At 33.0% G+C, this 24,193-nt stretch carries 21 protein-coding genes, 1 tRNA gene, 1 other RNA gene and 1 pseudogene; 8 read left to right on the plus strand and 16 right to left on the minus strand.

Features of this window, described 5'->3' with window-relative positions:
* The 3 genes from ACKVOD_RS02725 to ACKVOD_RS02735 form a co-directional block, all read right to left on the minus strand.
* Nucleotides 1–2,057, minus strand: a 2,057-nt coding sequence (locus tag ACKVOD_RS02725) for a beta strand repeat-containing protein (protein ID WP_409207948.1), incomplete at its 3' end; no start/stop codon positions are given.
* A 583-nt stretch (nucleotides 2,058–2,640) separates the two neighbouring features.
* Nucleotides 2,641–2,832 carry a GIY-YIG nuclease family protein gene (locus ACKVOD_RS02730; protein WP_409207949.1) on the minus strand — a complete coding sequence of 64 codons (192 nt, stop codon included), beginning with the start codon at nucleotides 2,830–2,832 and terminating at the stop codon, nucleotides 2,641–2,643.
* A gap of 243 nt (nucleotides 2,833–3,075) precedes the next feature.
* Nucleotides 3,076–3,149 (minus strand) — tRNA-Met (locus ACKVOD_RS02735).
* A gap of 154 nt (nucleotides 3,150–3,303) precedes the next feature.
* Between ACKVOD_RS02735 and ACKVOD_RS02740 the strand changes: the two genes are divergently transcribed.
* A complete protein-coding gene (locus ACKVOD_RS02740) occupies nucleotides 3,304–3,696 on the plus strand; it encodes an START-like domain-containing protein (protein ID WP_409207950.1) in 393 nt (130 codons plus the stop codon).
* Between the two features lie 60 nt (nucleotides 3,697–3,756).
* Nucleotides 3,757–4,596: an aminotransferase class IV gene (locus ACKVOD_RS02745; protein ID WP_409207951.1), complete on the plus strand. Its 840-nt coding sequence runs from the start codon at nucleotides 3,757–3,759 to the stop codon at nucleotides 4,594–4,596.
* Here ACKVOD_RS02745 and ACKVOD_RS02750 read toward each other — a convergent pair.
* From ACKVOD_RS02750 to ACKVOD_RS02765, 4 genes are all read right to left on the minus strand, one after another.
* On the minus strand, nucleotides 4,593–5,153 hold the full coding sequence (locus tag ACKVOD_RS02750) for a YqgE/AlgH family protein (RefSeq protein WP_409207952.1): 561 nt from the start codon (nucleotides 5,151–5,153) through the stop codon (nucleotides 4,593–4,595). The genes ACKVOD_RS02745 and ACKVOD_RS02750 overlap by 4 nt on opposite strands.
* Nucleotides 5,154–5,271: 118 nt before the next feature.
* Nucleotides 5,272–5,544, minus strand: coding sequence for an HU family DNA-binding protein (locus ACKVOD_RS02755; RefSeq protein ID WP_409207953.1), 273 nt, complete (start codon nucleotides 5,542–5,544; stop codon nucleotides 5,272–5,274).
* Nucleotides 5,545–5,717: 173 nt separating this feature from the next.
* Nucleotides 5,718–6,665, minus strand: a complete 948-nt coding sequence (gene fmt, locus ACKVOD_RS02760) for a methionyl-tRNA formyltransferase (RefSeq protein WP_409207954.1) — start codon at nucleotides 6,663–6,665, stop codon at nucleotides 5,718–5,720.
* A 49-nt stretch (nucleotides 6,666–6,714) separates the two neighbouring features.
* The gene (locus ACKVOD_RS02765; protein WP_409207955.1) at nucleotides 6,715–8,607 is read right to left on the minus strand and encodes an ATP-dependent DNA helicase RecQ; all 1,893 of its coding nucleotides are present in this window, start codon (nucleotides 8,605–8,607) and stop codon (nucleotides 6,715–6,717) included.
* Between the two features lie 239 nt (nucleotides 8,608–8,846).
* On the opposite strand from ACKVOD_RS02765, the gene ACKVOD_RS02770 reads away from it, so the two are divergent.
* From ACKVOD_RS02770 to murA, 3 genes are all read left to right on the plus strand, one after another.
* A complete protein-coding gene (locus ACKVOD_RS02770; RefSeq protein WP_409207956.1) occupies nucleotides 8,847–9,131 on the plus strand; it encodes a DUF493 family protein in 285 nt (94 codons plus the stop codon).
* 93 nt (nucleotides 9,132–9,224) lie between these two features.
* The gene (locus ACKVOD_RS02775) at nucleotides 9,225–9,950 is read left to right on the plus strand and encodes a DUF4290 domain-containing protein (protein ID WP_409207957.1); all 726 of its coding nucleotides are present in this window, start codon (nucleotides 9,225–9,227) and stop codon (nucleotides 9,948–9,950) included.
* 78 nt (nucleotides 9,951–10,028) lie between these two features.
* Nucleotides 10,029–11,339 carry a UDP-N-acetylglucosamine 1-carboxyvinyltransferase gene (gene murA, locus ACKVOD_RS02780; protein WP_409207958.1) on the plus strand — a complete coding sequence of 437 codons (1,311 nt, stop codon included), beginning with the start codon at nucleotides 10,029–10,031 and terminating at the stop codon, nucleotides 11,337–11,339.
* A gap of 115 nt (nucleotides 11,340–11,454) precedes the next feature.
* On the opposite strand, the gene aroQ is transcribed toward murA, so the two are convergent.
* Complete coding sequence (gene aroQ, locus ACKVOD_RS02785; RefSeq protein ID WP_409207959.1) at nucleotides 11,455–11,868, minus strand: type II 3-dehydroquinate dehydratase; 414 nt, start codon at nucleotides 11,866–11,868, stop codon at nucleotides 11,455–11,457.
* Nucleotides 11,869–11,942: 74 nt separating this feature from the next.
* Nucleotides 11,943–12,506, minus strand: coding sequence for a porin family protein (locus ACKVOD_RS02790; protein WP_409207960.1), 564 nt, complete (start codon nucleotides 12,504–12,506; stop codon nucleotides 11,943–11,945).
* Nucleotides 12,507–12,658: 152 nt separating this feature from the next.
* Between ACKVOD_RS02790 and xerD the strand changes: the two genes are divergently transcribed.
* The gene (gene xerD / locus ACKVOD_RS02795) at nucleotides 12,659–13,570 is read left to right on the plus strand and encodes a site-specific tyrosine recombinase XerD (RefSeq protein WP_409207961.1); all 912 of its coding nucleotides are present in this window, start codon (nucleotides 12,659–12,661) and stop codon (nucleotides 13,568–13,570) included.
* A 163-nt stretch (nucleotides 13,571–13,733) separates the two neighbouring features.
* On the opposite strand, the gene rny is transcribed toward xerD, so the two are convergent.
* The 4 genes from rny to ACKVOD_RS02815 all read right to left on the minus strand — a co-directional run bounded on the left by rny (nucleotide 13,734) and on the right by ACKVOD_RS02815 (nucleotide 16,103).
* Nucleotides 13,734–15,296, minus strand: a complete 1,563-nt coding sequence (gene rny, locus ACKVOD_RS02800; RefSeq protein WP_409207962.1) for a ribonuclease Y — start codon at nucleotides 15,294–15,296, stop codon at nucleotides 13,734–13,736.
* 50 nt (nucleotides 15,297–15,346) lie between these two features.
* Nucleotides 15,347–15,453: non-coding RNA, 6S RNA (gene ssrS / locus ACKVOD_RS02805), on the minus strand.
* A gap of 56 nt (nucleotides 15,454–15,509) precedes the next feature.
* Complete coding sequence (locus tag ACKVOD_RS02810; protein WP_409207963.1) at nucleotides 15,510–15,803, minus strand: cell division protein ZapA; 294 nt, start codon at nucleotides 15,801–15,803, stop codon at nucleotides 15,510–15,512.
* Between the two features lie 9 nt (nucleotides 15,804–15,812).
* On the minus strand, nucleotides 15,813–16,103 hold the full coding sequence (locus tag ACKVOD_RS02815) for a hypothetical protein (protein ID WP_409207964.1): 291 nt from the start codon (nucleotides 16,101–16,103) through the stop codon (nucleotides 15,813–15,815).
* 260 nt (nucleotides 16,104–16,363) lie between these two features.
* Between ACKVOD_RS02815 and ACKVOD_RS02820 the strand changes: the two genes are divergently transcribed.
* Nucleotides 16,364–18,067 carry a M23 family metallopeptidase gene (locus tag ACKVOD_RS02820; protein WP_409207965.1) on the plus strand — a complete coding sequence of 568 codons (1,704 nt, stop codon included), beginning with the start codon at nucleotides 16,364–16,366 and terminating at the stop codon, nucleotides 18,065–18,067.
* A 5-nt stretch (nucleotides 18,068–18,072) separates the two neighbouring features.
* Nucleotides 18,073–20,535: a carboxypeptidase-like regulatory domain-containing protein gene (locus ACKVOD_RS02825; RefSeq protein ID WP_409207966.1), complete on the plus strand. Its 2,463-nt coding sequence runs from the start codon at nucleotides 18,073–18,075 to the stop codon at nucleotides 20,533–20,535.
* A gap of 2 nt (nucleotides 20,536–20,537) precedes the next feature.
* Here ACKVOD_RS02825 and ACKVOD_RS02830 read toward each other — a convergent pair whose 3' ends face one another.
* The 3 genes and pseudogenes from ACKVOD_RS02830 to ACKVOD_RS02840 all read right to left on the minus strand — a co-directional run.
* Complete coding sequence (locus ACKVOD_RS02830) at nucleotides 20,538–21,239, minus strand: hypothetical protein (protein WP_409207967.1); 702 nt, start codon at nucleotides 21,237–21,239, stop codon at nucleotides 20,538–20,540.
* A gap of 79 nt (nucleotides 21,240–21,318) precedes the next feature.
* Nucleotides 21,319–23,148 (minus strand): ABC transporter ATP-binding protein, encoded by a 1,830-nt coding sequence (locus ACKVOD_RS02835; RefSeq protein ID WP_409207968.1) that lies wholly within the window; start codon nucleotides 23,146–23,148, stop codon nucleotides 21,319–21,321.
* Nucleotides 23,148–24,193 (minus strand): annotated as a pseudogene (locus ACKVOD_RS02840) (phospho-sugar mutase); the annotation flags it as partial. The gene ACKVOD_RS02835 and the pseudogene ACKVOD_RS02840, both read right to left, overlap by 1 nt.

Below are 24,193 nucleotides of genomic sequence, written 5' to 3' on the forward strand. Positions count from 1 at the left end.
GTAGTTATCCCTTTGTTGAACGTATAGGTTCCTACTTGACCAGAAGTCAAGGTTTTGGTAGTAGCCCCAGTTAAAGTATAGGCAATAGTTGAACCTGTACAATTATCATTGAAAGTGGCATCGCTAACCATTACAGAAGCGGTACAAACACCAGTATCTGTATTGGCTGATTGATTAGCACCAGCAGTTAGCGTTGGAGCAGTAATATCGGTTACGGTAATGTTTTTAGATCCTGAAGTTGTATTAGAAGCTGCATCAGTCACCGTATAATTAATAGTAGTTACCCCTTTGTTAAAAGTGTAAGTTCCTACTTGACCAGCAGTCAAGGTTTTGGTAGTAGCGCCGCTTAAAGTATAAGTAATAGTTGAACCAGAACAGTTATCACCAAAAGTGGCATCGCTAACCATTACAGAAGCGGTACAAACACCAGTATCTGTATTGGCATTTTGATTAACACCAGCAGTTAGCGTTGGAGCAGTAATATCGGTTACGGTAATAGTATTAGATCCTGAAGTTGTGTTAGAAGCTGCATCAGTCACCGTATAATTAATAGTCGTTACCCCTTTGTTGAACGTGTAAGTTCCTACTTGACCAGAAGTCAAGGTTTTGGTAGTAGCGCCGCTTAAAGTATAAGTAATAGTTGAACCTGTACAATTATCACCAAAAGTGGCATCGCTAACCATTACAGAAGCAGTACAAGCGCCAGTATCTGTATTGGCATTTTGATTAACACCAGCAGTTAGCGTTGGAGCAGTAATATCGGTTACGGTAATAGTATTCGATGTTGCAGGAGAGCCAGTTAAACAAGGAGTTGCATTTGATGTTAAAACACAAGTTATTAAGTCTCCATTTGCAAGAGAATTGCTACTATAGGTTGTGCTATCTGAACCAACATTGGTGCCATTCAGTTTCCATTGATAACTTGGGTATGTACCACCGTTGGTCGGCACTGCCGTAAAAGCAACACTAGTTCCGTCACATATTGTAGTTGCACTTGCACTAATAGAAACACTTGCGGGTAAATAAGGATTTACCGTTACACTGGCTGTATTGTTGCTGCTAATTGTAGTTAAACATCCAGCGCCAGATGATAAATTTGTTATCGTGATATTTGTTGCTCCTACATTTAAAGATGATGTTGTGAATGTTCCTGTATCAGGGCTTCCTACCGTAAATGTCATTGTGGCGGTATTGCCTGTAGCAACAGTAGCTCCAGCTAAATCATAGGTTACGGTGTAGGTTCCTGACGGTAGTGAAGTAGAACTCAATGTAACTTCAGAAGTGGAGTTGCCACAAAATGGATTCATAGCTGTAGTTGCAGAAGTAAGCGCATACGTTGGGCATACCCAAGTTATTGTTACTTGACCCGTTGCGCCATCACCACCTTTTGCAGCTGCTTTATTATCACCTCCACCTCCACCTGCTCCTGCAATGCTTCCATTTGATCCATTGGTAGTTGATGATCCAGTGCCGCCGGCGCTTGCATTTGGGGGTGCACATGCACCACCGTCACCACCACCTGAACTAGTTCCTTCAACTCCATTATTTCCATTATTACTACTATTATTTCCTAGGCAAGAAAATAAACTACCACTATTCGAAGGAGTAGCAGTCGAATTATTTACTCCTGCACCTCCAAAAACAGCTAATGTTCCAAGAACATTATTTGCTGGCTCAGCATTAGTTGAAGGAGTTGTATTAAACCATGAACTACTCCCTGCTGTTGGAGGTGTGGTGCTATTCGCTGGACCACCAGATCCTCCAGTTCCAACAGTAAAATAATAAGTACTTCCTGGGGTTACAGTATGTATACCTTTGGCATAAGCACCACTACCTCCACCAGAACCTCCATTAGTAGATGTATTGTCACTACTTCCACCGCCTCCACCACCACCATAAGCATCAATAGTAAAGGAACTAACACCTGCAGGAACTGTTATAGTATAGTTACCAGCTGTATTAGTTGTTTGAGTAGTCTGAGATATGCAAATAAGGGTATATAAGAAGAATACTAGCGTAGCTAATGGTTTACTTTGTAAAAGGAAGTATTTTTTCATATTGCTATGTTTTAAATAAATCAATAGTTTATTCTGAATCTGAAATGATAAAATAGTAGAGTTGTATTGCTATTCTAAAAAATCAAATATAAAGTTCAAATATATGAAAATTTATTATTTTAAATCGATTAAACACATAATTAATCGATTAAACACACAAAACATGTATTTAAAATAAGAAAAAAGTTATAAATTAAATTTTTTAAATTAAATTTTTATGCTAAGAGCAAAAACACACTTATTAAACTCAATTTATACAGCTAAGAGAAGTTTTTGTTTGTTTGGTTTTTTGGTATTTGTTTGAGAAAGTTATTGAACGGTTTAAGTTAGAAATGATTAGAGAAATCATTACGATTACTTAGGGTCAGAAATGTTTTTTTGATTGAAGAATCAAAAAAAATTAAGATGTAGTAATTTTTGTGTTAGAGCCAACAAAAGTCAAGACCTTAAGCTAAAAACTTAAGGTCTTGATTTTTATGGTAGCGAGACCGAGATTTGAACTCCAGTCCGCCGCGGCGGATAAGAATTCTTGTCTCTTTACTTCTTTTATAAAATCTCTACCAATACCAGATTTTAACCATTTTTAACGATTAATAGCGTCAGATTTATTTTGATAAAATTCGAGATAAATTACCGTCCATGGTCTAAATTTAATGGTATGTCCTTTGGTGGCTAAGAGATTATGGCTATAAAATCTTTGAATGATTGAAGAGGTAAAACCTATATAGGATTTGTCAAAGTCTTTAGAATAAAGGATATAAACAGCAAACTCCATATTTTTTTTATGAAAAAATCCCAATCTACGGCAAGCGCGATTGGGACCTTGTAGCGAGACCGGGAGTTGAACCCTTGACCTCAGGGTTATGAATTGAGTTTTTACTCGATTTTAACCCCTTTTATTTACCAAAAAAGATGATTTCTATAAAAATGGTGTACTGCCTGTAAAAGTAAGAAAATTGTATACATAAAAAAACGGGTTCATGTATACGAACCCGTAACTTCATTGAATTAAATCTTGTAGCGAAGACGGGAGTTGAACCCGTGACCTCAGGGTTATGAATCCTGCGCTCTAACCGACTGAGCTACCTCGCCATAATGAGAGAGGAAAACCATCTTTCAATGCGGGTGCAAATATAAAAATTAAATCAGAGGTTACAAGTATATAATAAGATAAAAAAAAATATTTTTGAAAAGGCTTTTTTTTTGGCTTTATATTCTATACTTTTCCAAAAAATTTAATCTAAAGATGGACTTGAAAATACGTTACGAAATTGAATTTCCAATAAATTCTTCACCACAGCTGTTATACCAATATATTTCGACCCCTTCGGGCTTGTCAGAATGGTTTGCCAATAATGTGAATTCACGCGGAGAATTTTTCACATTTATTTGGGATGATTCCGAAGAAAAAGCAAGGCTTTCCTCAAAAAAAAATGGCGAAAAAGTAAGGTTTAAATGGGTAGACGATAATAATAAAGACACGGATTATTTTTTTGAATTGAATATTTTGGTAGACGAAATCACAAAAGATGTATCTTTAATGGTGATTGATTTTGCTTTTGAGGATGAAATTAGTGAAGCTAAACTTTTATGGGAAAATCAAATTTCAGATCTTAAACATGTTATTGGTTCCGTCTAGATTATTTCTTTTTTTAAACTTATATTTGTCACGCCTTTTGGCGTGATTTTTTTTAATAGTATGATAAATTTTATTGGTAATGTGGTAAGCGATGACACGAATTTGTTAACTCATAATCGTGGTTTTTTATACGGAGATGCTGTTTTTGAAACAGTTAAAATTGTAAACTCCAAAATTCTTTTTCTCGAAGATCATTATTTTAGGTTAATGTCTTCTATGCGTATTGTTCGAATGGAAATACCCATGAATTTCACCATGGAATATATTGAAGAACAAATACTTGCATTAGCAAAAAGCAAAGTTGCGCTTGCTTGTTCACGAGCCAGAATTACCGTTTACAGAAATGATGGAGGGTATTATTTACCTACTACTAATACAGTTTCTTTTTTGATTGATTTGCAGCCTATGGAAAACAAAGAATATGTTTTAAATAGTAATCATTACGAGGTAGATTTGTTTACTGATTTTTATGTAACACGGCATTTGCTTTCTTCTATCAAAACAACAAATAAAATCATCAACATCACCGCAAGTATTTATGCTAGTGAAAATGGATTAGATAATTGCTTGTTATTAAATGATGCTAAAAATGTTGTAGAAGCTTTGCAGGGAAATATATTTATGTTAAGAGGAGATAAATTAATCACGCCTCCAGTTTCTGAAGGTTGTTTGAATGGTGTAATGAGAAAGCAGGTTTTAAAATTAGCAAAAGGAATTGAAAATTTAGAAGTTGTAGAAGAGACAATTTCCCCTTTTGATTTGCAAAAAGCAGACGAGTTGTTTATAACCAATGTCATTAAGGGAATACAACCCATTTCTAAATACCGAAAAAAAGAATATACTTCAATTTTAGCTAATAAATTAGTTCAAAAATTAAATAATTTTATAGGTATCAATTAATTTAGGTATGGATTTTCTGGAGAATTAGACCAAATTAAATAGTCCCCTCCTAATTCCATAATTTTTTCTTTCCAAAAAGACGAAGCCGATTTTCCAATAATTTTGTTTTTATAGCTATTTTCAATTACAATCCATGAATTTCCCTCCGTTTCGTCGATTAATTGATTTTCTCCCCATCCAGTATATCCTAAAAAAAAGCGGATATTTTTTTTACTTATTTTATTGTTATTAATAAGGTCTTTGATAGTTTCATATTCACCTCCCCAATAAATACCGAGAGAAATTTCTATACTGTTTGGAATTAAATCTGGAATATCGTGTATAAAATAAAGATTGTCTTGTTCAACAGGACCTCCATTGTATATTTTAAAAGGCGCATTAATTTCAGGAATTAAATCGTTTAGTGTGTATTTTAATGGTTTATTGATTATAAATCCAACAGATCCTCCTTGGTTGTGGTCCGCTATAAGAATAACGGATCTATTAAAGGATAAATCACCAATCATCGAAGGTTCAGCAATTAATAAATTCCCTTTTTTTAATTTTTCTGAAATCATTGTGCTAGTATTTTTAATAAATTTAATAAAAAAATTATTAATTAAACAAATATTTCTTTATTAAGCATAAAAAAACCCTCCGATAGGAAGGTTTTAATATGTTTTAAAAAAACTTAAATTAGTTTACTGAACCTTCTAAGTCAGCACCTGCTTTAAATTTCACTACATTTTTTGCAGCGATTTTTATTGTTTTTCCAGTTTGAGGATTTCTACCGTCTCTTGCAGCTCTTGCAGAAACTGACCAAGATCCAAAACCTACTAGAGATACTCTACCACCTTTTTTCAAAGTACCACCTACGTTTCCTAAAAAAGATTCTAAAGCAAGTTTTGCAGCAGCTTTAGTAATTCCTGCGTCAGCAGCGATAGCGTCAATTAATTCTGATTTGTTCATAATGTTAAGATATTAAAGGATTAGTTAAAAAAAACTTTGTTATTACAACAAATTTAGTAGGATTTACGTATCGTACAAGAGTTTTGTTGAATTTCCATACTTTTTGTTGATAACTTATTTTATTTGTTGATAAACCAGGCGTATTAAGCTCTCAAACACTAGTTTTATTGGTCTTAATATGCTTTTGCAGTTCCTGAAAAACTGATTCCATTGAGTAATTCTGCAGTATTCATTATCTTTTTGCCTGGAAATTGTAGGCGCAAAATCTGGATAAACCCATTTTTGATTGCAATTTTCATTTCTTTTTTGGTACAAACTAAGCTACCAATAACGAAATCATGGTTTTCTAGAATCAATTTTGCTTCATAAATTTTAATATTCCATTCAGAATTGTTATCACTTAAATAACACCAAGCTGCTGGATAAGGCGATAAGCCTCTAATGTGGTTGTAAATTTCCTCTCCAGTTTTTGACCAATCTATTTTACAATTTTCTTTATTTAATTTATAGGCAGTTTTTATATCTGGATTGTCATTTTGTATAATCGTATTTAAATTTTCACTTTCAATTAAATTTAAAGTACTTAATACAGTTTCACTTCCTAATCCCATTAATCGATTGTGTAATTGTCCAGCATTCTCATTTGGAAGGATTTCAATTTCAGAACTTAAAATCATTGCTCCAGTATCTATTTTATCATCAATAAAGAAAGTAGTTACACCTGTTTTTGTATCACCATTTATTATAGACCAATTGATAGGTGCAGCTCCACGATAATTTGGTAACAATGAAGCATGTAGATTAAAGGTGCCTAACTTCGGTATTTTCCAAACTACTTCGGGTAGCATTCTAAAGGCAACAACAATCTGTAAATTGGCATTAAGAGCCTTTAATTCAGTTAAAAATAATTCATCTTTCAAATTTGTTGGTTGTAGCAAAGTGAGATTCTTTTGTAATGCATATTCTTTTACAGCCGAGTATTTTATTTTTTGTCCACGACCAGCTGGTTTGTCGGCAGCGGTAATAACCCCAACAATATTATAGTTGTTATTTAGTAGGGTATCCAAAATGCCAACTGCAAATTCGGGGGTTCCCATAAATACGATTCGTAGTTTTTCCATAGTTATTGCGAGGAACGATTTGTTCGCTTGTGCAGAAGCAATTTCGTTGTTATTTTAGTGAATATTTATTGTTTGGTTTTATTGTAATTGTATTATTTTCTAATAAAATTTTCAAAGCAAAGATAACATCGTCTTGAGTACATTTTGTTTGGATTTGTATTTCTCTTGAATTAAAATCTGCATTTTTTAATACAATAATAATTTTTTCTGAAACCAAAGCGATATTAGTTGGTTTGTTTTTTTTAGAAATACAATAGGAACATATACCACAATCAGAATTTATATTTTCTCCAAAGTAATTCAAGATTAATTTACTCTTGCAGGTTTTACTTTCACTGATATATTTTAAAACAGAATTAAATTGAATAATTTTTTGATTATTTTGATTTTCAAGATATTTAGAAACTCGATTAATTGTCTTTTCATCTTCTCTAATTTCATTAAAAATAATGGTGGCATCATTGTTTTTTTTGTGATACTCAATAATGTCAAGGTTCTTTAATTTTTCTAAAACCGAAAGAATTAGGGATTCTTCAGAATTTGATTTTTTGGCAATCAAGGATAAGTTTATAGCGGTTTGTGATTCGTAAATTCCGGGATAGGTTCGCAGTAAAGGCAAAAGAACGATTTCTTCATTTGGATTTAGACTCATATAACGTATCACTTCTTTCGAATCAATGATAAATTGAACAGTCACTTTTTCTGAAAATTCCTGCGATAAGCTTAAAATTCCTTGACGATCTAAAAATTGAATTGCATTGAAAGTTTTTAAAACAGGAAAACCATATTTTTGGCAAAATTGATTCAAGTTAAACGAAAATTGTTCGTTTATTCCTTCGCCATAAGCAATTTGAAAATAATTGCAGATTTTAATATAAATTTGAGTAACAATTTTTTTATCAGGCAATACATTGATAAACTGGCTTTTGGCTTGTGCTATATCTGATGGGCTTGTTAGTATTATGGCAAAAGCTTTTTGTTCATCTCTCCCAGCACGACCCGCTTCTTGATAATAACTTTCAATACTTTCGGGCAGCTGAATGTGAATTATTGTTTTAACATTTGATTTGTCGATTCCCATTCCAAAAGCATTAGTAGCAACCATGATTTGTACTTCTTCATTCATCCAAAGATTCATGTTATTCATTTTTTCCTTCATAGATAACCCACCATGATAATAGGTGGATTTAAAACCTAAAGATTGTAGTTGAAAAGCAGTATCGGAGCATGATTTTCTATTTCGAACATAGATGATACAAGGCTCAGGATTTTTATTTAGAATCTGATTAATTTTATAAAGTTTGTCTTCAACCTCAAAAACCATATAAGCAATATTCTTTCTTTCGAATGATTTCTGAAAAAGGACGGATTGCTTCATGCCTAATTGAAGAATTACATCTTCAAGAACGGTCTTTGTAGCTGATGCTGTTAGTGCGAGAAATGGAATATTGGGAAAATAGGTTTTTAGTTGGGCAATTTTAAGATATGCAGGGCGAAAATCATGTCCCCATTGCGATACACAATGTGCCTCATCAATAGCAATAAGGTTTATAGGAAGGTTTTTTATGCGTTCTAAAATCCAGTCCGATTGTAAACGTTCAGGTGAAAGGTATAACAATTTATAGTTTCCAAATTCACAATTATCAAGCAACGTAATTATTTCGTCCGATCGAATTCCGCCAGTCAATGCTATGGCTTTTATATTGCGTTTTTGTAAATCTTGTACTTGGTCATTCATCAAGGCGATTAGAGGCGAAATAACGAGACAAATTCCTTCTTTCATCAGCGCTGGAATTTGAAAACAAATAGATTTCCCTCCCCCCGTTGGCATTAACCCAAAAGTATCATTGCCATCTAAAACAGAATTTATTATTTCGTTTTGAGGAGTTCTAAAACCGTTGTGATTCCAATGTTTTTTGAGGATTTCTAATGCTGTTTGCATAAATATTTATTGTAGGATTCTATACTAAAGACAATAAAATTTTAGTTTAAGAGTATAAAAAATGCAATAAGAATACTTATATTAGCTTTTTTATTTCTGCGGGCTAATTTACTTAAAGTTATTTGAATTCAAATGTGATAAAATGATATAATAGCTTCTTTATTATTAAAAAACCTAAATTCTATATCCTGTAATATAAATCCAAAACAGTATATTTGCTTTTTATTTTTAATTTTAGAATGGAAAAAAACCCCGAAGATTTTTATGAAAGATTAAAAGTCGAGTTAGAGAACAGTTCTACTTGGCCTGCAGTTTATTTATTTAAATTTATTGTCCCTTCCAAGGCAGATAATGTGATTCGAGTTGAAGATGCATTTAATGAGATGGGAGCTGTGATAAAAACAACTAAATCTAAAACAGGAAAATTCACAAGTATATCTGTTGATGTCAATATGAAAAACCCACAAGAAATTATCAAAAAATACATTGAAGTTTCTACAATTAAAGGTATTATTTCCCTATAAATATGAAATGAGCAATCTGGAAATATGAAGCATACATAGTGAAGATCTATGCGAATTACATATGACCTATAAAAAAACAATAAGTAACCACATATGAATACAAAATATATAAAAGAAGTTGCAAACGATGTTGTTTTTAATTTGGAATATAATGCCGAAAGAGTTCATTTAATTATTCCGGAATATGGTAGGCATTTGCAAAAATTAATCGATCAAGCCACTGCTATTGAAGATCGTGAGGAGCGAAATAAAATCGCAAAATATATAATTCAAGTAATGGGGAGTTTGAATCCTCATTTGCGGGATGTGCCTGATTTTCAGCACAAATTATGGGATCAAATTTTCATAATGTCTGATTTTAAATTAGATGTAGAGTCACCTTATCCAGTGCCTACACGCGAAGTTTTACAACTCAAGCCCGATGTTTTAAATTATCCGCAGAATTATCCCAAATACCGATATTATGGTAATAATATTAAGTATATGATTGATGTTGCCAATAAGTGGGAGGATGGTGAAATGAAAAATGCTTTGGTCAAAGTAATTGCCAATCACATGAAAAAATCATATTTGAGTTGGAATAAAGATACCGTAAAAGATGATGTTATTTTCGAACATTTATATGAATTATCAGATGGTAAATTAAATCTTATTCAAAGTACAGAAGAGCTATTGACAACTAACGATTTATTGAGAACCAATAAAAGGGTGTCAAACAAAATCACTCCTGTAGGTCAACCTAAAATTCAAAACAACAAAAATGGTAAATTGAGTAAGCCAAATCCATTACATAAAAACCAAAATAGAAAACCTTTGTAAAACAGTTATAGGTTATAGGTTATGAGTTTGTAATTGGCAACTCATAACCTATAACCCATAACCCATAACCAAAAAAAAATGGGAATTTTTAAAATTGAAGGAGGCTTTAGCCTAAAAGGGGAAATTACCCCACAAGGAGCAAAAAATGAAGCGTTGCAAATTTTATGTGCCGTATTATTAACTCCTGAAAAGGTAACCATTAATAATATTCCAGATATAATTGATATTAATAAGCTAATTACACTCTTAGGTAATTTAGGGGTTAAAATTCAAAAAATAGGTTCAGGTTCCTATACCTTTCAAGCAGATGAGGTAAATGTAGGCTATTTGGAGACCGAAGCTTTCAAAAAAGAAGGTGGTTCTCTTCGAGGCTCAATCATGATTGTTGGGCCATTATTAGCCAGATTCGGAAAAGGATACATACCAAAACCTGGAGGCGATAAAATAGGAAGACGAAGATTAGATACTCATTTTGAAGGTTTTATTAATCTTGGAGCTAAATTTCGTTACAATAGAGAAGATCATTTTTATGGTGTTGAAGCCCAAGAAGGTTTAATAGGTGCCGATATGTTATTAGATGAGGCATCGGTTACAGGAACAGCAAATATTGTGATGGCTGCTGTTTTAGCCAAAGGGAAAACTACTATTTATAATGCAGCTTGTGAACCCTATTTGCAACAGCTTTGTAAAATGATGAATGCCATGGGAGCTAAAGTTTCAGGTATTGGGTCTAATTTATTGACTATAGAAGGTGTTGAAAGTTTAGGGGGTTGTACTCACAGAATCCTACCTGATATGATCGAAATAGGAAGTTGGATTGGACTGGCTGCTATGACCCGAAGTGAAATTACCATTAAAGATGTTAGTTGGGATAACCTAGGACTTATTCCAAATGTATTTAGAAAACTAGGAATAACATTAGAAAGAAGAGGTGATGATATTTATATACCAGAACACAAAGACGGTTATCAAGTAAAAACAGATATTGATGGTTCTATTTTAACGGTTTCTGATGCGCCTTGGCCAGGGTTTACTCCCGATTTATTGAGTATCATATTAGTTGTAGCAACTCAAGCAAAAGGGGATGTTTTGATTCACCAAAAAATGTTTGAAAGCCGATTATTCTTTGTTGATAAATTGATTGATATGGGGGCTAAAATTATTCTTTGTGATCCACACAGAGCTGTAGTTATAGGTCATGATTTTAAATCACAATTAAAAGCGACTACCATGTCTTCACCAGATATTAGAGCTGGAATTTCCTTGTTGATTGCAGCTCTTTCGGCAAAAGGGACAAGCACCATCCAAAATATCGAGCAAATTGATAGAGGGTATGAGCGAATAGACGAGAGGCTAAGAGCCATAGGGGCTAAAATTGTAAGAGCCTAATAAATGTAAAGCTTAAGGATAAAAAAAAATATTTGCCACGAATTCACCAATATTTACTGCTTGTATAAGCGTAAAGTCAAAATATAGAATTCGTGAATTCGTGGCGAATGATTTATTACAAGAATGACAATACAGCTAATTCATAACTTCGCATTCCAAAACCAAGAATTACTCCCTTTGCATTTCCTGAAATATAAGACTGATGTCTGAAACTTTCACGTGAATACGTATTCGAAATATGAACTTCAATAACAGGAGTAGTAATAGATTTTATCGCATCGCCAATACCAACTGAAGTATGGGTATAAGCGCCGGCATTGAGAATAATTCCATCATAAGAAAAACCAAATTCTTGAATTTTACCAATCAATTCTCCTTCTATGTTACTTTGAAAATAAGTGAATTCTACATTCGGAAACTTGCTTTTCAAGATATCTAAATAATCTTCAAACGTTTCTGTTCCATATATTTCAGGCTCTCGTTTACCCAGTAGATTGAGGTTTGGTCCATTAATGATGCAAATTTTCATAATTTATATTTTTGTAAAAATAAAAAAACCGTTCTATAATAGAACGGTTTGTGTAGAATTTGTTTTTAATTTTTCTAAAAAAGAATACCTGCTGAAATTTGAACTACTGAATTTTTGGTTTGTGCATCTTTCGACATTTCGGTTAAACCCAAAACATATCGAGCTTGCAGAAACAGACTTTTGGTGATTTTTAAGCCTAAACCACCAACTGCGGCAAAATCAAAAGTATTGGCATCTTTGGCATCAAAAGTATTTTTTTCGCTCAATAAAAACGAGGCTTGCGGACCTAATTCTAGGCTAAAGGTCTTGTTTAAATCGATTTTAAGAATAGCAGGAATGGAGATATAGCCCAATTCATTTTGGATTTCTACTAAGGCTTTAGTATAAGTTGCTCCTTGGGTCGAATATAACAATTCAGGTTGAAAAGCAACGCCTTTAAAAAGCCCAATTTGGGCAACCAATCCAGCATGATAACTAGTGATAGCTTCGGTCTTATAATTGATGCTGTTTACAATTATATTAGTTCCAATTTCATTAGCATAATTTAATCCAGCTTTGACACCAAATTTAACGGATTGCGCTTGAATAGTTACATTTGTAACAAATAGTACTACGGCAACAAAAAATATTTTTTTCATAATTGGGTTTTTTAATTATTTCAAATTTACTGATATTATTTTAGGAACGAATTTATTCTATTTTTATTTCTTTTCATCTTACATTATTGTATTCAACATAAATAACAATTGAGTGGTTTTTTTATGCCTTAAAAATACCGTTTCTTTGTACTATGAGTTGGACTAACTATATAAAAAGCTATCAGTCGTATTTAAAAATCGAAAGAGGTTTGTCTAAAAACACCATCGACAATTATTCTTTTGATATAGAACGATTGTGTGTTTTTCTGGCAGAAAACGAGATTGTAGTTTCACCCATAAAAATTTCGGAAGAAACCGTTCAGCAATTTATTTATGCCGTTTCAAAAGAAGTGAATCCACGTTCTCAAGCCCGAATAATCTCAGGATTGAAAAGTTTTTTTAGCTATTTAATTTTTGAAGATTATCGTTCAGACAATCCCATGGAGTTGATAGAAACTCCCAAAACAGGTAGAAAACTTCCCGACACTTTGTCAATCGAAGAAATTGACGCCTTAATTTCGGCTATTGATTTAAGTACCCCAGAAGGGGTGCGAAACAAAGCGATGTTAGAATCACTTTATGGTTGTGGACTTCGAGTTTCCGAATTAGTTGCCTTAAAAATATCCGATTTGTTTTTTGACGAAGGCTTTATTAAAATTACTGGAAAAGGGAATAAACAACGTTTTGTTCCGATTGGTAATTTGACTCAAAAATATATTCTTTTGTACAAAGAAACTATTAGGAATCATATCGATACCAAAAAAGGATTTGAAGACACCTTGTTTTTAAATAGGAGAGGAAGGCAACTCACAAGAGCTATGATTTTTACAATAATCAAAGATTTAGCTGTGAAAATTGATTTAAACAAAAGCATCAGTCCGCATACATTGCGTCATTCTTTTGCAACGCATCTTCTAGAGAATGGAGCCGATTTGCGTTCTATTCAATTAATGCTAGGGCATGAATCGATAACAACTACCGAAATTTATGTGCATCTTGACAGGAAATTTTTAACCCAAATAATCAATAATTTTCACCCGAGAAAGGAATCAGGTCACAGCTAGTAGATTTCAGATTAAGAATGTTAAAAACCTATAAAAAAAACGAAAACATCTTGATTTCTCAGAACGTTTTCGTTTTTTTTGCTATTTGCTATTTGCTATCTCCTACCTGCTACCTGTAATCTGCAACCTACTAACTGCAACCTGCAACCTGTAATCTAAAAATCTATTTAGCAATATTTACCGCTCTTGTTTCTCTAATCACAGTCACTTTTACCTGACCAGGATAAGTCATTTCGGTTTGTATTTTTTGTGATATTTCAAAAGATAATTTAGCTGCATTATCGTCAGAAACTTTTTCGCTTTCTACAATAACACGCAATTCTCTACCAGCTTGGATGGCATAAGCATTTTTCACACCGTTAAAACCATAAGCTACTTCTTCCAAGTCTTTTAGACGTTGAATATAAGAATCAAGAACTTGTCTTCTAGCTCCTGGTCTTGCACCTGAAATAGCATCACAAACTTGAACGATTGGTGATAATAAAGATTTCATTTCAATTTCGTCGTGGTGTGCTCCAATGGCGTTGCAAACCTCTTCTTTTTCGCCATATTTTTCGGCCCATTGCATCCCTAACAATGCGTGAGGTAAATCACTTTCGGCATCTGGAACCTTACCAATATCGTGCAATAATCCAGCTCTTTTGGCCAGTTTTACATTTAGTCCTAATTCAGCAGCCATAATACCACAAAGTTTAGAAACTTCGCGAGAGTGTTGTAGTAAATTTTGTCCATAAGACGAGCGGTATTTCATTCTTCCAACTACTTTTATCAATTCAGGATGTAATCCGTGAATACCTAAATCGATTACCGTACGTTTACCTACTTCTATAATTTCATCATCAATTTGTTTGGTAGTTTTAGCAACTACCTCTTCGATTCGTGCTGGGTGAATTCTACCATCAGTCACTAATTTGTGCAAAGATAGACGAGCAATTTCTCTACGAACAGGATCAAAGCATGAAAGAATAATGGCTTCAGGAGTATCATCAACGATTATTTCTACACCAGTAGCCGCTTCGATGGCTCTAATGTTTCTACCTTCACGACCAATGATTCTCCCTTTTACATCATCGGATTCAATATTGAATACAGAGACGCAGTTTTCTACCGCTTCTTCTGTTCCAACTCTTTGTATGGTGTTGATGATTATCTTTTTTGCTTCTTGTTGAGCTGTCAATTTCGCTTCTTCAATAGTGTCTTGAATTTGAGACATTGCCTGACTTTTTGCCTCTGCTTTCAATCCTTCTATCAATTGATTTTTAGCATCTTCAGTAGATAAACCAGAAATAACTTCTAGTTGTTGCAATTGGCTTTTGTGCAACTTTTCTACTTCAATTTGTTTCTTTTCTAAAATTTCAATTTTAGAGTTAAACTCATTAGTTTTAGCTTCAAAATCATCATTTATTTTTTTTGCTTTTGATAGTTCATTCGAAATCTGAGATTCTTTGTCTCTCACTCTTTTTTCGACTTCTGCCATTTTTTGATCACGAGAAAGAATGACTTGCTCGTGTTCTGATTTCAATTCGATAAAGCGTTCTTTTGCCTGAAGAATTTTATCCTTTTTGATGTTTTCGGCTTCTAGATTGGCATCTTTTAAGATTGATGTGGCTTCTTTCTTTGCGTTTTTTATTAGATTGGATATGTTGCTTTTTTCTATTGTTTTGGCTATTCCAAAACCGCCTGCAATTCCACCAATTCCTGAAATAATTATTGTTAAAATGTCCATGTTTAGTTAAAATTTATATATAAAAAAAGCCTACATTAGGTTGCTTGTATAAACTCGGAAATACAAGTTTTGAGCTAACTCGTTGTTCAAGCTTCCAAACTGAATTGGCTTGCTATAGTAACGATGATTTGCTCATTCTAAATTGTTAGTGTTGAGTTTACCAAATATGAACTAATGTAGGCAGTAACTTAGTTTCTGTTAAGAACGTATATTTTAATCTTCGAGATATTGATCTAAGAGCGAATTAAGCTTGTTAATTCGTTCCATAGTTTCTTCGCCATTTATGGCATTATCAATTTGTTTTTGTTCTGCTTGAGAAGCAAATTGTAAAGCACACATGGCTAAAACATCTTGCTTGTCCCGAACGGCATAATTTTCTTCAAATTGCTTAATCATCACATCAATTTTTTTTGAAGCACTTCTGAGTCCTTCTTCCTGAGACATATCTACCGTTAATGGGTAAACGCGATCAGCAATTGATATTTTTATTTTAAGCTTTTCGTCCATAATTTTTTACTAATCTGATAGTTGCGCTATACAGTAATCAATTTCACGAATTAATGAATTTATTTTAAGCTTTGTACCTCTTTTGTTTTCTTCACTGCCTAGTAATCCGTTGGCAATTCTGAGTGTTTCATATTGCGATTTTAACGCTTCAATCTCTAGAAATTGATTTTCTATGGTTTTTACAGCATCTGATAATTTCATATTTAAATCTTGGTTATTTTTTTCAAGTGTATTTATCTTGACAAAAAGTTTTCCAATTTTATTTTCGAGAGTATCAATAATTTCTGCAATCACACTCATAAATTTAATCTACGTATTACTTAATCTTACAAAGTTAAGATTCCTTTTTAGTAATACAATATTTTATCTGCTTTTTTATAATAAAATATATAATTATTTATGAAACAGCACGTTGTGTTTAAGTGTTTTTTATTTATTTCATAATTTCTAACTTAGCCAAAATTTATTTTATGAAATGAGCATGACTAATAATTGGTCGCAAACACCATTGAAGATATGCGAATTACATATGACGGATAAAAAACAATAAACATCTACATATGAAATTATTTATTTACACCTTGCTTTTCAGCAATTTTATATTAGCTCAAAAAGAGTACCCTAAAGATTATTTTCGTTCTCCTTTGGATATTCCAATGCAGTTAGCAGGTAATTTCGGTGAATTAAGACCCAATCATTTTCATGCAGGTTTTGATTTTAGAACCATGCAAAAAGAAGGTTTAAATGTGTATGCTGTTGCAGATGGTTATATTTCAAGAATCAAGATTTCTACTTTTGGTAACGGAAAAACACTTTACGTTACTCATGCTAATGGATACACCTCTGTCTATGGGCATTTGCAAAAAATGGTTGGAGAAATCGAAAGTTTTATAAAAAGTACTCATTATAAAGAAAAATCATTTGAGTTAGAAATCTATCTAAAACCGGGAGAATTAGAAGTAAAAAAAGATCAAATTATTGCCCTGTCAGGAAACACAGGAGGTTCAGAGGGACCACATTTGCATTTTGAATTTCGAGATAATATCACCGAGAATATTATAAATCCATTGCTTTTTGGTTTTGATAAATTTTTGAAAGACACAAAAAAGCCAATTCTTTCAGGTGTTTATGTTTATCCAATAACTAATGAGACGACAGTCAATCAGTCTAAGCGTCCTTTACTACTCAATTTGAAACTACAAAAGGATGGCATTTATTTATCGGATAAAGTTTTGACCAATGGCAAAATTGGTTTTGGTATTCAAACTTCAGATTATGACAATGTGTCTTTTAGTCCCAATGGTGTTTATAAAGTTCAGTCGTATCTTAACGGATTACCCAATTTTGGGTATCAATTTGATACTTATTCTTTTGATGAAATGCGCTATATCAATGCTTTGATTGATTTCTCTATGTATAAAAAATCAGGACAAAGAGTTCAAAAATTATTTATGAAAACTCCCTATAAATTGAGTATTATTAAATCAGATGATACCAATGGGATTCTTTCAGTTCTTCCTAATTTAACCTCATTAGACCGAATTGAAGTTTCTGATTTTTATGGCAATACCACTACCGTTTCTATTCCAATTGTTTATGATGCACAATCGCCAATTATCGCACCAGAACCAGAACTTTCAAAGTATTATATAAAGGCAAATAAAGATAGTAATTTCGAAAAGGAAAACATGTCGGTTTTTTTCCCAGCAGGCACTTTTTATGAAGATTTTAATTTTAATTTTGATGTCATAAATGATACTTTAATCCTTCATGATAACTCTGTTCCTGCCCATTCTAATTTTACGATTACCATAGAGGACACGAAACATACTGAAGCCCAAAGAGAGAAATTATATATCGCTTTAATGGATGGTTTAAAAGTGAGTTACAATGCTACATTTCGAAAAGAGGCTACTTTCACAACCAAAGTTAAAACTTTAGGAAAGTATGCTTTAGTTTTAGATACAATTGCGCCAAAAATAAGCATAGCAAGTCCTATCGAAGGAAAATGGTTAACAGATAAAAAAAGTATTCAATTCACGATTAGTGATAGTCAATCGGGCATAAAATCTTATAACGGGTATTTGAACGACAACTGGATTTTGTTTGAATATGATAGTAAAACCAAAAAAATAACCCATAATTTTAGTGATGCAATCGTTGCTGAAGGTGAAAATAAATTAAAAATTGAAGTTGTAGATAATGTAGGGAATTCTACTATCTTTGAAACGCTTTTTTTTAGAAGCCAAAACATTAAAAAATAATTTCCTTGAGCCTAAATAAAATAATACTTGTTTTCTTCTTGTTATTTATAAACACTGGTGTTTTAGCACAATCTGCGATAGTAAAAGGGGTTATTCTTGATGATAATAATCGTCCTGTAGATGGTGTAAACATAACAGTTTTGGGAAATACAATCCAATCCAATAATACGGGTTTTTACCGTATAGTTGTCCCTGCAAATAAGAAAATAACGCTTGTTTTTTCGCATGTTTCTCAAAAAAGAGCTAGCATCACTCTTACTTTAAAACCTAATGAGGATTATGAATTTAACTTGGTCATGAACAACCAAGAAGAACAAATGGGAGAAATTTTGATTATTGGAAATAACAAAAAAAGAGTTCAGGGAATAACAACCATTTCGCCAGAAGTAATACGGAAAATTCCAGGAGCCAATGCTGGTGTCGAAAATATTTTAAAATCTTTGCCTGGCGTAAATTCTAATAACGAATTGAGTACGCAATATGCTGTTCGTGGTGGAAATTATGATGAAAATTTAGTCTATGTAAATGAAATTGAAGTCTATCGTCCATTTTTAATCCGTTCAGGACAGCAAGAAGGTTTGAGTTTTACCAATACCGATTTGGTTCAAAATATAGATTTTTCGGCAGGTGGTTTTCAAGCTAAATTTGGCGATAAATTATCTTCAGTTTTAGATATTACCTATCGAAAACCAACAAAATTTGCTGCCGTTGCCGAAGCTAGTTTTCTCGGAGCTAGTCTTGCTGTAGATGTTGTTTCCAAAAATAAAAAATGGTCAGCAATTACTGGTGTTCGATACAGAAATAATAGTCTTTTAGTCAACAGTCAAGACACCCAAACAAATTTCAAACCTACTTTTGTAGATGTTCAAACCAATGTGAATTTCAATGCTTCCACTAAATTTCAATGGAGTTTTTTAGGTAATATTTCTCAAAATGATTATCAATACCAGCCTTTAACCAGACAAACCAATTTTGGCACTATTGATGATCCTCAAACGCTTATAGTATATTATGAAGGTCAGGAAAAAGACAAATACAACACTTATTTTGGTGCTGTTAAATCTACTTTTGTAGCTTCAGAAAAAGCTACTTACAAACTCATTGCTTCACTTTATCATACCCAAGAAAAAGAATACTTTGATATTTTGGCTCAATATAATTTAGGCGAAGTAGACACTAATTTAGGCTCAGATACCTATGGTGATGTAACGTTTTCAAGAGGCGTGGGAGGTCAGCTTAATCATGCTCGTAATGATTTGGACGCTCTAATTTTTAACATGGAGCTTAAAGGAATGTACGATTGGAAAAAATGCCAATTAGAGTGGGGAGCCAAATATACTCGTGAATCTATTAGAGATCGGGTAGTAGAGTGGGAAGTAGTCGATTCGGCAGGTTTTTCTTTAAATCCTCCTGATTTTTTACCTAAAAATGACCAACCTTATTCTTCTTATACTGGTCCATTAGTACCGTATCAAAATGTGAGGGCCACAAATTATGTTACTATTAATCGTTTTTCGGGGTATACACAATGGAGTCAAAAAGGGACTATAGGCAACAACCAAGTATGGTTTAATGCTGGAGTCAGAATGCATCAATGGCAGGTGGAATCAGAAACAGCATCTGGTGATATTCAAATGACTTTAAGCCCTAGATTTCAGTTTTCATTAAAACCAAAATGGAAAAAAGAACTATTTTTTAGATTGTCAGGCGGATTGTACCATCAGCCACCATTTTATAGGGAGTTGAGAAATAGAGACGGCGTAGTTTTACCCAATGTAAATGCGCAACAGTCGGTACATTTTGTATTGAGTAATGATTATAATTTCAAGATGTGGAACCGTCCTTTCAAAATGGTTTCCGAGCTATATTATAAATCTTTGACAGATGTCAATACTTATACTCTAGACAATGTTCGAATTCGTTATGAAGCCAACAATAATGCTAAGGCCTATGCGCAAGGATTTGATTTTAGGCTCAATGGAGAATTTGTTCCAGGTACTGAGTCCTGGATTAGTTTCGGATATCTTAAAACAGAAGAAAATATCAATAACAAAGGCTATATTGCTAGACCTACAGATCAACGATTGAAATTTGCATTATTATTTCAGGATTTTATGCCTAATATTCCAACAGTAAAATTATATTTAAACTTAGTATACAATACTGGTTTACCCGGAGGATCACCCTCTTATGCCGATCCTTATGTATACCAAAACAGGTTACGAGATTACCGCCGTGCCGATGTTGGTTTTTCTAAAATTTTAATTGATAGTCAAAACCCATCGACTAAAAAATGGCTCCAACCCTTCAAAGAATTAGCCATTGGTTTAGAAATTTTCAATCTTTTTGACAATCAAAACGCCATTACCAATACTTGGGTTCGGGATGTGTATTCTAAAAATCAATATGCAATACCTAATTATTTAACTACTAGAGTTTTTAGTTTGAAATTGAATGCAAGGTTTTGATTTTATATCAAAATATCACTCTCTAAATCCGATTTTTCTATCGTAAAATCAAATCCTAGTTTTGAAACTAATTCAATAACAAGATTCTTATACCAGTTTTCTGATTTGGGGTGGATGTAGATTTTTTCAATGAGTTGATTGATGTCTACATTTATTTTTAGTCCATCATTTAATTTAATATTACTTTCGCTAACGTCAGAAATGATGCGAACTTCTCTTTCGTACTGAAAACTTTTTCGTTTGAACAAAAATGGGAAAAACATATCGTCAAACGGAATGTATTCTTTCTTGTAATCAATATAGTTTACTTCGCCAATGTATTGCTTATGATTTTTTTCGGCATTCACGGCGTTTTGTAATCTTCCGATAGTAGATTGAATAGCTAATCCTTCGCTATTTTGGGTGAAAATTTGCCACATCGCAAAAGATTCGTATTCGTTGATATGCCAACTACTAACCGCTACTTTTTCGCGATGTGTTTTGTAATAATTTAGAAATTCAGGATTGTTTATGGCAATTTTTTTAATCTCTTCGTAGGTTGGTTCACTGAAAGTGCCTTCATATTGGTCTTCAAATTTATCAGATCGAGACATAAAGAGTTTCTGAGACATCAATAAATCGAGAAATTTCGACAAGTCTAAGTACTTCCAAACTACCGTGTCTGGATCCTCAGGAAGTGTTATGTTTGGGTTATTGCCGTACATTTATTAAATTAAAAATCGAAAATTAAAAATTAAAAATCCGCTGATAAATCTGAAATCTACATTCTGAAATCCAAAATCCTCATTCGAAAGACTGCATCATCACTAATTTATTATACATTCCGTTGATCGCAATGAGTTCATCGTGAGTGCCTTGCTCTACAATTTTTCCTTTTTGCATCACTACAATTTTGTCGGCTTTTTGAATGGTCGAAAGACGATGTGCAATAACAATAGAAGTTCGGTTTTGCATCATGTTTTCTAATGCCACTTGAACAAATTTTTCACTTTCTGTGTCTAGAGCCGAAGTTGCTTCGTCCAGAATCATAATGGGAGGGTTTTTCAAAACTGCACGAGCAATCGATAAACGTTGTTTTTGTCCACCAGAAAGTTTGTTGCCACTATCACCAATGTTAGTATAAATACCCAACGGTAAATCTTTTACAAATTCATAAGCATTCGCAATTTTCAAGGCATCGATAATTTCATCATCTGTGGCGTCTAGTTTTCCTAAAGCAATATTGGCTTTAATAGTGTCGTTAAACAAAATGCTATCTTGAGTTACTAATCCCATCAACCCACGAAGCGATTGTAAATTCATGTCTTTGATATTGACTGAATCGATAGTAATTGTTCCTTCATTAACATCATAAAAACGAGTCAGCAAATTGGCAATCGTGCTTTTTCCACTTCCGGATTGACCCACGAGCGCTACGGTTTGTCCTTTTTTGACTTCGAGTGAAAAATCTTTTAAAACGGCTTCTTCTTCATATTTGAAGTTGATATTTTTTAAAGTAATTGCCGTGTCAAAAGTAGCTTTTTCGACAGCATTTTCTTTTGAAGTAATTTCGTTCTCAACTTCTAATACTTCAAAAACTCTTTGTGCTGCGGCTAAACCATTTTTCACAGAATATGATGCTTTAGAAATTGCTTTTGCAGGGGTGAGAATATTATAGGCTAAGGAAAGATAGACTATAAAAGCAGAGCCATCAAGGGTTTTGTCAACCAATACTAAATTACCACCATACCAAAGTAGAATAGCAATAGTTGTAATTCCCATAAACTCACTTAATGGTGCGGCTAGATTGTTTTTGTTTCCTATGCTATTTGATAATTTCAATAACCGAGTGATGGAATCATTAAATCTGTTTTTAAAAGTAGTCTCTGCATTGTAACTTTTTACCACTTTCAAACCACCTAAACTCTCTTCAACAATCGAAATAAGCAAACCACTTTCGCCTTGCGCTTTTAACGATTTTGCTTTTAAGTTTTTACCAATTTTTGAAATGATAAATGCTGATATTGGTATGAAAAGCAAAACGAATAAAGTTAATTTTGCACTAATAACAAACATAGTAATCAATGCAAAAACTATTGTTAAAGGCTCTTTGACAACCAATTCTAAAATCGAGAAAAAAGAATTTTGAACCTCATTGACATCGCCCAACATTCGCGCCATAACATCACCTTTTCTTTTTTCGGAATAATATGAAATAGGCAGTTCTATTATTTTATCAAACATTTTTTTTCTCAAGTCACGTAAAACACCGTTTTTAAGGTGCATAATGTGGTATGAAGCCAAATAATTAAATAAGTTTTTCAATAAAAAAGTTGAAATAACTAAAATAACTACTAGTAATAAAGCAAATTGGGGTCCGCTACCTTTTGTTAATTCTGAAATTTCATAATATAATAGATCTTTTCCGTACTGCATAATTTCACCTATGCCTTCAAAAACAGGTTTGTTTTCAATGACTTTGGTTTTGCCAAAAAGCACTTCAAGCATTGGTAACAAAGTAAGCATTGAAATGGTGCTAAATAAGGCATACAAAATGTTATAAATCACATTCCAAATGATATGAGATTGATACGCTTTTGTATATGGAAATAATTTTATGAGGTTTTTATCCATTAGGTCAATTGCATATCAGCAATGATGTTTTTAATTTTATCGTTTAATGTATTTTCAACAACTGAATAATTTTCAACTGCATCCAATTCGGCATTTACACTAATGTAAAATTTTATCTTAGGTTCAGTTCCACTAGGTCTGGCACAAATTTTAGAACCATCTTCTGTGTAATAAATCAATACATCCGCTTTAGGCATATTGATAACTTCTTTTTCGCCAGTAAGTAAGTTTAATGCAACTGATGACTTGTAATCTTCAAGCATAATTACTCTTTGACTGTTAATTTCTTTCACTGGATTTTTGCGTAAGGAAACCATCATTTGGTTAATTTCGGCTAGTCCTTCCATTCCTTTTTTGGTAATCGAAATCAAATGTTCTTTATATAATCCATGTTCTACATATAATTTCAAAAGCTCTTTGTAGACCGTGCTACCTTTAGCTTTGGCTTGAGCCGCAACCTCGCATATTAATAAAGTAGCCGCAACGGCATCTTTATCGCGAACCGCATCGCCAACCATATAACCAAAACTTTCTTCTCCACCACCAATGAATTGTTGTTCAGGAAAATCCTTAATCATTTTTGCAATCCATTTAAATCCAGTTAATCCTACTTTAAATTCAACGCCGTATGCCGAAGCCAATTCCATAATCATTGGGGTAGAAACGATAGTCGAACCTACGAATTGTTTTCCATTAATTTTATCTGCTTTTTTCCATTCGTCCAATAAAAATGCAGTCATCAAAATCATGGATTGGTTTCCGTTTAGCAAAGTCATTTTTCCTTCATTATTTCTAACGGCTACACCTAAACGATCACAATCTGGGTCGGTACCAATTACAATATCCGAATTGGTTTTGTCTGCTAATGCTAAAGCTAATGTCAGTGCTTCTGGCTCTTCAGGATTTGGAGATTTTACAGTTGGAAAATCACCATTTGGTACTCTTTGTTCTTCAACGATATGTACATTATTATACCCAGCTGCTACAAATGTTTCAGGCATTACAGTAATTGATGTTCCGTGCAAAGAGGTAAAAACAATGTTCA

The sequence above is a fragment of the Flavobacterium sp. genome (genome assembly GCF_046155325.1).
Lineage (GTDB): Bacteria > Bacteroidota > Bacteroidia > Flavobacteriales > Flavobacteriaceae > Flavobacterium.

Coding starts and splice junctions, on each gene's coding strand:
- ACKVOD_RS02730 (WP_409207949.1), bottom strand. CDS start 2,832: ATGGAGTTTGCTGTTTATATCCTTTATTCTAAAGACTTTGACAAATCC.
- ACKVOD_RS02740 (WP_409207950.1), top strand. CDS start 3,304: ATGGACTTGAAAATACGTTACGAAATTGAATTTCCAATAAATTCTTCA.
- ACKVOD_RS02745 (WP_409207951.1), top strand. CDS start 3,757: ATGATAAATTTTATTGGTAATGTGGTAAGCGATGACACGAATTTGTTA.
- ACKVOD_RS02750 (WP_409207952.1), bottom strand. CDS start 5,153: ATGATTTCAGAAAAATTAAAAAAAGGGAATTTATTAATTGCTGAACCT.
- ACKVOD_RS02755 (WP_409207953.1), bottom strand. CDS start 5,544: ATGAACAAATCAGAATTAATTGACGCTATCGCTGCTGACGCAGGAATT.
- fmt (WP_409207954.1), bottom strand. CDS start 6,665: ATGGAAAAACTACGAATCGTATTTATGGGAACCCCCGAATTTGCAGTT.
- ACKVOD_RS02765 (WP_409207955.1), bottom strand. CDS start 8,607: ATGCAAACAGCATTAGAAATCCTCAAAAAACATTGGAATCACAACGGT.
- ACKVOD_RS02770 (WP_409207956.1), top strand. CDS start 8,847: ATGGAAAAAAACCCCGAAGATTTTTATGAAAGATTAAAAGTCGAGTTA.
- ACKVOD_RS02775 (WP_409207957.1), top strand. CDS start 9,225: ATGAATACAAAATATATAAAAGAAGTTGCAAACGATGTTGTTTTTAAT.
- murA (WP_409207958.1), top strand. CDS start 10,029: ATGGGAATTTTTAAAATTGAAGGAGGCTTTAGCCTAAAAGGGGAAATT.
- aroQ (WP_409207959.1), bottom strand. CDS start 11,868: ATGAAAATTTGCATCATTAATGGACCAAACCTCAATCTACTGGGTAAA.
- ACKVOD_RS02790 (WP_409207960.1), bottom strand. CDS start 12,506: ATGAAAAAAATATTTTTTGTTGCCGTAGTACTATTTGTTACAAATGTA.
- xerD (WP_409207961.1), top strand. CDS start 12,659: ATGAGTTGGACTAACTATATAAAAAGCTATCAGTCGTATTTAAAAATC.
- rny (WP_409207962.1), bottom strand. CDS start 15,296: ATGGACATTTTAACAATAATTATTTCAGGAATTGGTGGAATTGCAGGC.
- ACKVOD_RS02810 (WP_409207963.1), bottom strand. CDS start 15,803: ATGGACGAAAAGCTTAAAATAAAAATATCAATTGCTGATCGCGTTTAC.
- ACKVOD_RS02815 (WP_409207964.1), bottom strand. CDS start 16,103: ATGAGTGTGATTGCAGAAATTATTGATACTCTCGAAAATAAAATTGGA.
- ACKVOD_RS02820 (WP_409207965.1), top strand. CDS start 16,364: ATGAAATTATTTATTTACACCTTGCTTTTCAGCAATTTTATATTAGCT.
- ACKVOD_RS02830 (WP_409207967.1), bottom strand. CDS start 21,239: ATGTACGGCAATAACCCAAACATAACACTTCCTGAGGATCCAGACACG.
- ACKVOD_RS02835 (WP_409207968.1), bottom strand. CDS start 23,148: ATGGATAAAAACCTCATAAAATTATTTCCATATACAAAAGCGTATCAA.